This is a genomic window from Sulfurimonas sp., from assembly GCF_014859695.1.
In the GTDB taxonomy this organism is placed as follows: Bacteria; Campylobacterota; Campylobacteria; order Campylobacterales; family Sulfurimonadaceae; genus Sulfurimonas.
Window position 1 is genome coordinate 1 of the sequence record NZ_JACUTS010000077.1, and the last position, 8,293, is coordinate 8,293.

Here is an 8,293-nt window from a genome sequence, read left to right on the forward strand (position 1 = left end):
GAGTCGGGCATAAGTACATTTAGGGACAGCGGCGGGCTTTGGGATGAGTACGATGTCAGCGTTGTTTGCAACTACGACAGCATGCAAAAGCACGAAGATGTAACCATAGAGTTTTACGACAAAAGAAGAGCGGAGCTAGAGAGCAAAGAGCCAAACTACGCACACAAAAGAGTAGCCGAACTAAAGAACATGTACAAAAAAGAGATAGCGGTTATTACTCAAAATGTGGACAATCTTTTTGAAAAAGCAGGACTTAAATCCGAGGATGTTATTCATCTGCACGGCTTTTTGACACAGCTTAGATGTCAGGACTCATATTGCGAGAAAGTTTTTGACATAGGTTATAAAAGCCAAAAAGAGTTTAACGGCGGAAGATGTCCTGCATGTAACTCAAAACTTAGACCTAACATCGTCTTTTTTGGCGAATCTGCGCCCATGTACGAGGAGCTAAACAGACATATTCAAGATTGTGAACTCTTCGTTGTCATCGGCACAAGCGGCAATGTCATAGGCGTAAATACAATGGCGCAGTTTGCTACAAGGTCGATTTTAAACAACTATGAGCCTAGCAGTGCCATAGATGATGCCTACTTCTCAAAAGTGCTCTACAAAAAAGCGACCGAAGCCGTTGATGAGATATCGCAGGAGATAGAGAGTTTTTTAAGTTAGGGATCTTCTTTTATAGTACTGATACCGTTAAAAAACTCTAAAATATCAACATTGAGTGCGACCGCTATTTTATATATATGCTCTAGGTTAAAATGGTGATTATCTTTTAGATTTTCGCATTTACTGTAAAATGATATTGATCTAAGACCCATCTCTAAGACCCATCTCTAAGACCAAATCAAGCTGAGGCTTATTTCTCTGTTTTCTTATTGCTCTGACATTTTCAGAGACTGTTTTATAGAAATCTCTTAGTTCTTCTTCATCGGTTATGGAAAGTTTTTTCATTTCAACTACTTTTTAACGTTAATATTAAACTTTTTAAGTTTACAAATATATAATTACAACTGGCTAGAATTATAATATTTTATAATCATAGATAACAATATTATATATAGTATTACTATATATAGTATATTTTACATGAAAGGAGATTGCAAGGGTGATTACAGAGACAGTTTTACTTTTATTGATTATATTAGTTTTATATTTGTTACAAAAAAGTAAATTCTACAGTAATAGTTTGAATAATAGATTACGTCACCAGTTACAAAACAATTTATTGTTAGATGCGGTCGGTTATGGTGTCTGCACTGTTGATAACAATGCAAACTGCTTATCCATAAATGAGAGTGCTCTTGAGATGTTAGATATGCTAAAACACGAGGTCTTAGATAAGAGCATTGAGACTATATTTTATGATGGTGTGTTAAAAAGTCATACATATACAAAAGAGACATGCCCGGTATCTAAAACTATAAAAGATAAAAAAAAGAGAGTTGTAGAAGAGCAAATTACTAAAAAAGATGGAACTTCAATCCATCTTAGTCTTAGCATCTCCCCTTTTGAAGACGATGGAGCTGTAGTTGTCTTTAAAGATATTAGTACGGAAGTCGCAATGCTGCAAGAGTTAAATCAAAGGAATGTTGAACTTGACAGACTTGCTACTACGGATGGATTGAGCGGTTTGTATAATAGAAGATATTTCGATGATAATCTGCAGATTGAATATGACAGAGCATCGAGGGGTGGTACCAGTTTTACATTGGGTATATGCGATATAGATAATTTTAAATTGTATAACGATAACTATGGTCATATAAAAGGAGATGAGGCAATACGCTCCGTAGCCAATGCTTTAAAACAGACTTTCAACCGACAAACAGATATTGTAGCTAGATATGGAGGAGAGGAGTTTGTTTTCATTTTGATTGCAACACCTAAAGATAGTGCATTAAAGCTTGCCCAAAAAGCAAAAAAAGATATAGAGGAACTGAATATAGAACATTCGTTTAGTGATATATCAAAATTTATAACTATGAGTTTTGGTGTTGTTCATGTGGATATATTAAGAAGAGAAATTGCTGTTCGAGAGCTGTTAAATATTGCTGATTCGGCTCTATATAAAAGTAAAAAAAACGCAAAGAATACGATTACTTTTGAGAATGTATAGAAGATAGTATAAGTTCTTCCAAATCCTCAAGCGGCGCGCTTATGACACTCTCAAACTGGGTGCGGTTAAATGTCTGCTGTCTTTTTGCAAGCTGCGCCGTGTGAGTTGAGATGTTTTCAATTATCTGCTCTTTTGTTACTTTGCCGTCAAGATACTCCAACACTTCGACAATGCCTATGGAGTTCATGGAGTGCGGAAGCCTTGTGTATAGCTGCTCTAGGCGGCAGACTTCATCAATAAGACCCGACTCAACCATCTTTAGAGTGCGTTTTTTTATTCTCTCTCGTAAAATTTCTCTATCGACCTCTATGTTATAGATAGAAAGATTTTTTATTATCGGTTTTGGAGGATTTGCCTCAAACCACTCGCTCGGAGTGAGTTTTGAAGCTTCATAGATAAGGAGCGCTTTTTCTACTCTGTATCTATCCGATGGCGATATATTTTTCATGTACTCTTCATCAAGCGCATATAAAAAGTCATAGCACGCTCTTAAATCGGTGAGTTTTTTTTCTACACGCAGATATGTGTCATCGTCAACCTTTGGGATGTCGGAAAGCCCGCTGATAAGGGATTTTAGGTAAAAAGATGTTCCGCCTACGATGATGAGGCTTTTTCTCTCTTTTTCACACAAGGAGGCTACCTCTTTGTAGAGGTTTATGAAAATTTCAACGCTGAAATACTCATCTGGATTAAGAAGGTCAATACCGAAATGTTTTACCTCTTGAAGCTCTTTTTGTGATGGTTTTGCAGAGACGATATCAATCTCTTTGTAGATGCTTAGCGAATCGATTGAGAGGATGTAGGCATCGATTTTTTTTGCGATTTTGATTGCCAAATCACTTTTTCCTGATGCTGTAGGACCTATAAGTGCGAGTTGAGTCATGGCAAAATTATAGCAATTTTAAATCAACTTTGGGTAAAATAAAACAAAAAAGCGCCAAGGTCCAATTTGAAGCGATATATAAGCAAACTTAAAGATTTTAACGAACTTGTTATGTTTGAGCACTCAATTTTTTCGCTCCCCTTTATTTTTATAGCAATGATAGTCGCAGCGGACGGCTGGTTTGGGTTTTGGCTGCTCATTTTGGGCGTGTTTGCGGCAGTGAGTGCTAGAAATTTTGCGATGGGGCTTAACAGATTTGCAGACAGAGATATCGATGCGCTCAATCCAAGAACCGCTTCAAGACCCAACGTTGACGGAAGGTTGGATGCTTCAAGCATTATGATTTTTACCGCCGTAAATGCTCTTGTCTTTGTTGCGGTGGCGTACATGATAAACTCGCTGGCATTTGCTCTTAGCTTTCCTATTCTTGTGGTTTTGGGCAGTTACTCCTACTTTAAAAGATTCTCATCTTTGGCGCATGTCGTGCTTGGCGTATCGCTAGGGCTTGCCCCGATTGCCGGAGTTGTAGCGGTCAGTGCTGAGATAACGCCGTGGTCGGTTATGCTGAGTTTGGGAGTAATATTTTGGGTTGCGGGATTTGACCTTTTATACTCTTTGCAGGATATGGAGTTCGACAAAGAGAGAGGACTTCACTCAATTCCTTCAAAATACGGCTCTGAGGCAACGCTTCTACTCTCCTCACTCTTTCATGTTTTGACCATAGTTTTTTGGGCGCTTTTTGTCTGGGTCGCCGACCTAAGCACTTTTGCCTATCTTGCGGTACTCTTTAGTGCGCTAATGCTTAGCTATGAGCACTATCTGGTTAGAAAAGATTTTACGAAAATCGACCGTGCTTTTTTCACGGTTAACGGCTATTTGGGAGTCGTCTTTTTTATTTTAATTATTCTTGAGAAGGTTTTATCATGAGCGTAAGATTAGTAAAAGCACCCATCGACATAGCATTTAGCGAGCTTGAGGTGAACAAAGAGGCTTATTTAAGAGAGTACCAGCAGCTTAGTGAGAGTGATGATGATCCCATAAATCAGTGGCTTAAACTTGCACGAGCAAAAGGCGATACAAGCGATACCGATCCGGTTTTGCTAAACCTAATGGTTGAGCTTCACAGAAAAGTGGATAATCTAGAGAGATTTTTAAAAAATGAGGAGCCAAAAAGAGTCTCTTTGACTCAAGAAGTAGCCATTGAGTCCATAGGGTTTGAGCACTTTAAACTATCCGAAGGCGTTTTAAAAGAGGACGTAGAGTATTACGGCAGAGTCGCTATGCCCGTACATCCAAAGAGAGACGTGGGCGTATTTTTTACCGCGCTCGATGACTCTTTAGCAAAGATAACAAAGATGCATGAGCGTGACGAGAAAGAGTGGAGTGCGTATTTGACGGCAAGAGAGAGAGTCCTTATCCGCGAAGCCAAAGAGGAGAGGGAATGAGTCTTGAGGATATAAACGTAGAGCATTTAGTGGTTGCAATGGCAGCCATGATTTTGTATCTTATCTACTATGTTTTTACAAAAGATTCTGAGTACAACAAAAATATCCGCTCCGTAGCAACGGTTGCAGAGGAGTTAAACAGAGAGATTTTTTACCTCAAAAAACAGCTCAGTGATACTCAAGCAGGCATCAAAAAAAACATAAACCGCATGAGTGACGATGAGATTTACCAAGAGGTTGAGAGAACTGTTTATGACATGGTAAAGCCCATCTCACTTAGTTTAAAGAGGCTTGAAGAGAGCATCCTTACCATAGATGAGCATATAAATTCAAGAATCTCTTCTCTAGAGAGCGGCGTGAAACAGATATCTATTCCTGCCTCCATTCACGGTAACGATGATGAAAAAATCATCTCACTATACAAGCAGGGAGTCACTTTAGATACCATCTCAAAAGAGCTTCATATCTCTAAAGCAGAAGTTGAGTTTGTTCTTAAAATCAACAAAATAAAGTAACTTTTTATGGCAGACAGAAAACTCTTTACCCTTGTCTCTATTCTCATAGGGATAAGCATCATCCTCACCTACACCCTCTCGGCATATACGACCATACTTTTTGGTGTAAATGAGTTCCATTTTGCCATGCGTCAGGCAGCTTTTGGTGTCTTTAGTATACTTGTTATCTGGATTTTGGCGCAAGGCAATCCTGATAAACTTCTTACACCGATAGGGTTTACGCTCTTTATCGGTTCTACTATACTTATGATTGCCATGCCTTTTTTACCTGAGTATCTTGTCTCAGCGGTTGGAGGAGCAAAGAGATGGATAAAAGTTTTTGGATTTTCTCTTGCTCCCGTTGAGTTCTTTAAAATCGGATTTATCTATTTCTTGGCGTGGAGTTTCTCTAGGAAACTGGGGCATCATGATGGCATGGGAGTTAAAGAGGAGTATATAAGATTTGCTCCCTATGGAGTGGTATTTGTGGGTGCTATGTTTATTATAGCTTTTGTGCAAAATGATTTGGGGCAGGTCGTCGTTATCGGACTCACACTCCTGTTTATGCTTATGTTTGCAGGAAGCAGTTTTAGATTTTTCTTGACTCTTTTAGTCGGGACATTGATGTTTTTTCTATTTTTTATTGTCAGTGCCGAACACAGAATTATACGTATAAAATCTTGGTGGGCACTTGCGCAAAACAGCGTGCTAGAGCTTTTCCCCGATGCTATTGCCGCCCAGCTTAGAGTTCCGACGGAGGTTGAGCCATACCAGATAGGACATTCGCTCAATGCCATACATAATGGAGGACTTTTCGGGGTAGGAGTCGCAAACGGGACCTTTAAACTCGGTTTTTTAAGCGAGGTTCATACCGATTTTGTTTTGGCGGGACTTGCGGAGGAGTTTGGATTTTTTGGAGTCTTAACTGTTGTGGTGCTTTTTATGTGGATGCTGCAGAGAATTTTTAAAATAGCCAACCGTACAAAAGATAAAAGAGTCTACCTCTTTAGCCTTGGAGTAGGGCTTCTGCTCTCTTTCGCCTTCTTGGTAAATGCATACGGAATCAGCGGGATAACGCCCATTAAGGGAATCTCAGTTCCGTTTTTAAGCTATGGAGGCTCATCTATTTTGGCGGCTTCCGTCGGGGTAGGCATGGTTCTGATGGCATCTAAAAAAGCGAAGATGGATTAATATGAGAAGATTGGAAATAAGATGAAGTTTTGCATAACGGGCGGCGGAACAGGAGGGCATTTGATGATTGCAGAAGCTCTTGTCGAGGCTGCAGCGCAAGAGGGGCATGAAGCTATTTTTATAGGTTCAACTAGCGGTCAGGATAGAAAATATTTTGAAGAGCACAGCACTTTTAGTCATGTCTATTTTTTAGAAACAACAGGCGTTGTAAATCAAAAGGGTCTGAAAAAAGTAAAGGCGCTTTGGTTGGTTTTAAAGGCTTTTTTTGCTTCAAGAAAGATTTTAAAACGCCACAAAATCGAGGCAGTTTACAGTGTCGGTGGCTTTTCGGCGGCTCCTGCATCATTTGCAGCCATAAGCAGATTCATCCCTCTTTTTATCCATGAACAAAATGCGGTTGAGGGAAGATTGAACTCACTCTTAAAGCCCTTTGCAGCAAGATTTATATCCGCCTATAATGAAAAATCCCCAATAACAGGTTACCCTGTAAAAGAGGAGTTTTTTAAGAGCGCCAGAGTAAGAGAAGATGTAAAAACAATCATTTTTCTAGGCGGTTCTCAGGGCGCAAAAGCCATCAATGATTTGGCACTTAGCGTAGCAGAAGAGCTTAAAAAAAGAGGTATAAAAATCATCCATCAAGCGGGCGAGAAAGATTACGAGAGAGTGCAAAAAAAGTATGAAGAGTCGGGCGTCGAGGCAGAAGTGTACGCATTTACAAAAGAGATGCCCTCATTGATGTCAAAAGCAGACTTGGCGGTAAGCCGCTCGGGAGCCAGTACTTTGTGGGAGCTTTGCGCAAACGGCTTGCCGGCTCTCTTCATCCCCTTTCCTCATGCAGCGTCGGATCATCAATACCACAATGCACGCTTTATTGTGCAAAATAAGATGGGCTGGTGCGAGAGGGAGAGCGAAGATTTAAGAGAGAAACTGCTCTCTCTTTTAGATAAAAACCTGCAGAGCAAAAGCAGCGCTCTCTTGGAACACTCAAGCAAGGATGTGGCAAAGATGATGATTTTAGATGCATACAGGGTAGTACATGATTAGAGAATTAGCCGCTGATTTGGTCGAGCTTATATTTGAGTGGGGATATCTTGGGATATTTCTGCTTATGAGTATAGAGAGCTCCTTTGTTCCGTTTCCAAGCGAAATAGTGCTTATTCCTGCAGGTTATTTAGCCTCAAAAGGAGACATGAGCATCGGCATGATAATGTTAAGCGCTCTTGGAGGCTCCATGGCGGGCGCTTACACAAACTACTTTTTAGCACTGCTTTTGGGAAGAAAAATTCTTCGCAGATATGGAAAATACTTTTTTATCAATGAGGATGCTCTTGTTAAAATGGACACATATTTTAAAAAACATGGGCATATATCCACTTTTATAGGTAGACTTGTTCCGGGGATTCGTCAGCTTATCTCTATTCCTGCAGGTTTGGCTCGTATGAATCTGGCGGTTTTTTCGACATATACGGCTCTTGGAGCGGGTATTTGGGCTTTGATACTTGTGATGCTGGGTTATTTTATAGGCGAAAATCAAGAACTTATTGATAGCTACTTAAAACAGATAACTATAGCCGTTCTTATAGTTTTGGTTTTATTGGCTTCATGGTATATTTACTATCAAAAAACAAAGAGGATTTAAAAATGGTTGATAATTTAGGATATATGTTTGAAGCGGGTTTTTTTGGAACGCGCGCGCCGCTGTTTATGGATGTAGTAACGCTTATCGTTGCACTTTTACCGTTTCTTGTAGCTGTCGCAATCTCTTTTGCTAGAAACAAACATTACAAGACACACTCGTATATTCAGATTATTATATTTGCTTTTTCTGTGATAGTTCTCTCATATTTTGAGTATGGAGTAAGAGTAGGCGGCGGCTTTAGCGCTTTTATGAAAGATAGTGGAGTCTCTTATGATTATGCCCTTATTGTGCTTGTCTCTCACATCATCATTTCTGTTATAACTGTTGTTTTATGGGCAACTGCTATCTTTAGAGCTAAAAAATTGTTACAATTAGGAGTTCATAGAAAAATGGGTCTGGTTGTGTTTGGAGGAGTAGTTCTTACCTCTGTAACGGGCATCTGGGTCTACTTTTTGATGTTTGTTTACTAACTGATGTTACGCACTAAAACGAACTCGTCCGTTTTAGTGGCAGGGACAAATG

12 protein-coding genes are annotated in these 8,293 nt (G+C 39.6%); 9 read left to right on the plus strand and 3 right to left on the minus strand.

Going from position 1 to position 8,293, the window contains the following annotated elements:
* On the plus strand, positions 1-669 hold a 669-nt coding region (locus IBX42_RS10260; RefSeq protein ID WP_294932598.1), incomplete at its 5' end, for a Sir2 family NAD-dependent protein deacetylase.
* Here the strand turns inward: IBX42_RS10260 and IBX42_RS10265 are convergent.
* Both IBX42_RS10265 and IBX42_RS10270 read right to left on the minus strand, forming a co-directional pair.
* Positions 666-821, minus strand: a complete 156-nt coding sequence (locus IBX42_RS10265; protein WP_294932600.1) for a hypothetical protein — start codon at positions 819-821, stop codon at positions 666-668. The genes IBX42_RS10260 and IBX42_RS10265 overlap by 4 nt on opposite strands.
* Entirely contained in the window at positions 811-954 is a 144-nt protein-coding gene (locus tag IBX42_RS10270) for a hypothetical protein (protein WP_294932602.1), read from the minus strand. Before IBX42_RS10270 ends, IBX42_RS10265 begins: the two co-directional genes overlap by 11 nt.
* A gap of 235 nt (positions 955-1,189) precedes the next feature.
* On the opposite strand from IBX42_RS10270, the gene IBX42_RS10275 reads away from it, so the two are divergent.
* Entirely contained in the window at positions 1,190-2,119 is a 930-nt protein-coding gene (locus tag IBX42_RS10275; protein WP_294932604.1) for a sensor domain-containing diguanylate cyclase, read from the plus strand.
* On the opposite strand, the gene miaA is transcribed toward IBX42_RS10275, so the two are convergent.
* Positions 2,100-3,002 carry a tRNA (adenosine(37)-N6)-dimethylallyltransferase MiaA gene (gene miaA, locus IBX42_RS10280; protein ID WP_294932606.1) on the minus strand — a complete coding sequence of 301 codons (903 nt, stop codon included), beginning with the start codon at positions 3,000-3,002 and terminating at the stop codon, positions 2,100-2,102. The genes IBX42_RS10275 and miaA overlap by 20 nt on opposite strands.
* A gap of 66 nt (positions 3,003-3,068) precedes the next feature.
* Between miaA and mqnP the strand changes: the two genes are divergently transcribed.
* Genes mqnP through IBX42_RS10315 form a run of 7 tightly spaced genes read left to right on the plus strand, consistent with a single transcriptional unit; the run spans position 3,069 to position 8,241 of the window.
* The gene (mqnP, locus tag IBX42_RS10285) at positions 3,069-3,929 is read left to right on the plus strand and encodes a menaquinone biosynthesis prenyltransferase MqnP (protein ID WP_294932608.1); all 861 of its coding nucleotides are present in this window, start codon (positions 3,069-3,071) and stop codon (positions 3,927-3,929) included.
* Positions 3,926-4,447 (plus strand): hypothetical protein, encoded by a 522-nt coding sequence (locus IBX42_RS10290; protein WP_294932611.1) that lies wholly within the window; start codon positions 3,926-3,928, stop codon positions 4,445-4,447. The genes mqnP and IBX42_RS10290 overlap by 4 nt, the downstream gene beginning before the upstream one ends.
* Positions 4,381-4,962 carry a hypothetical protein gene (locus IBX42_RS10295; protein ID WP_294932613.1) on the plus strand — a complete coding sequence of 194 codons (582 nt, stop codon included), beginning with the start codon at positions 4,381-4,383 and terminating at the stop codon, positions 4,960-4,962. Before IBX42_RS10290 ends, IBX42_RS10295 begins: the two co-directional genes overlap by 67 nt.
* A gap of 6 nt (positions 4,963-4,968) precedes the next feature.
* Positions 4,969-6,132 (plus strand): FtsW/RodA/SpoVE family cell cycle protein, encoded by a 1,164-nt coding sequence (locus IBX42_RS10300; RefSeq protein ID WP_294932615.1) that lies wholly within the window; start codon positions 4,969-4,971, stop codon positions 6,130-6,132.
* Between the two features lie 21 nt (positions 6,133-6,153).
* On the plus strand, positions 6,154-7,176 hold the full coding sequence (murG, locus tag IBX42_RS10305; protein ID WP_294932617.1) for an undecaprenyldiphospho-muramoylpentapeptide beta-N-acetylglucosaminyltransferase: 1,023 nt from the start codon (positions 6,154-6,156) through the stop codon (positions 7,174-7,176).
* Positions 7,169-7,771 carry a DedA family protein gene (locus tag IBX42_RS10310; RefSeq protein ID WP_294932619.1) on the plus strand — a complete coding sequence of 201 codons (603 nt, stop codon included), beginning with the start codon at positions 7,169-7,171 and terminating at the stop codon, positions 7,769-7,771. Before murG ends, IBX42_RS10310 begins: the two co-directional genes overlap by 8 nt.
* 2 nt (positions 7,772-7,773) lie before the next feature.
* Positions 7,774-8,241, plus strand: coding sequence for a DUF420 domain-containing protein (locus tag IBX42_RS10315; protein ID WP_294932621.1), 468 nt, complete (start codon positions 7,774-7,776; stop codon positions 8,239-8,241).
* Positions 8,242-8,293: the final 52 nt, after the last annotated feature.

What these genes read in the sequence shown, in the direction of transcription:
- IBX42_RS10265 (WP_294932600.1), bottom strand. Translation starts at nt 821, where the DNA reads ATGGGTCTTAGATCAATATCATTTTACAGTAAATGCGAAAATCTAAAA.
- IBX42_RS10270 (WP_294932602.1), bottom strand. Translation starts at nt 954, where the DNA reads ATGAAAAAACTTTCCATAACCGATGAAGAAGAACTAAGAGATTTCTAT.
- miaA (WP_294932606.1), bottom strand. Translation starts at nt 3,002, where the DNA reads ATGACTCAACTCGCACTTATAGGTCCTACAGCATCAGGAAAAAGTGAT.
- IBX42_RS10290 (WP_294932611.1), top strand. Translation starts at nt 3,926, where the DNA reads ATGAGCGTAAGATTAGTAAAAGCACCCATCGACATAGCATTTAGCGAG.
- IBX42_RS10300 (WP_294932615.1), top strand. Translation starts at nt 4,969, where the DNA reads ATGGCAGACAGAAAACTCTTTACCCTTGTCTCTATTCTCATAGGGATA.
- murG (WP_294932617.1), top strand. Translation starts at nt 6,154, where the DNA reads ATGAAGTTTTGCATAACGGGCGGCGGAACAGGAGGGCATTTGATGATT.
- IBX42_RS10310 (WP_294932619.1), top strand. Translation starts at nt 7,169, where the DNA reads ATGATTAGAGAATTAGCCGCTGATTTGGTCGAGCTTATATTTGAGTGG.
- IBX42_RS10315 (WP_294932621.1), top strand. Translation starts at nt 7,774, where the DNA reads ATGGTTGATAATTTAGGATATATGTTTGAAGCGGGTTTTTTTGGAACG.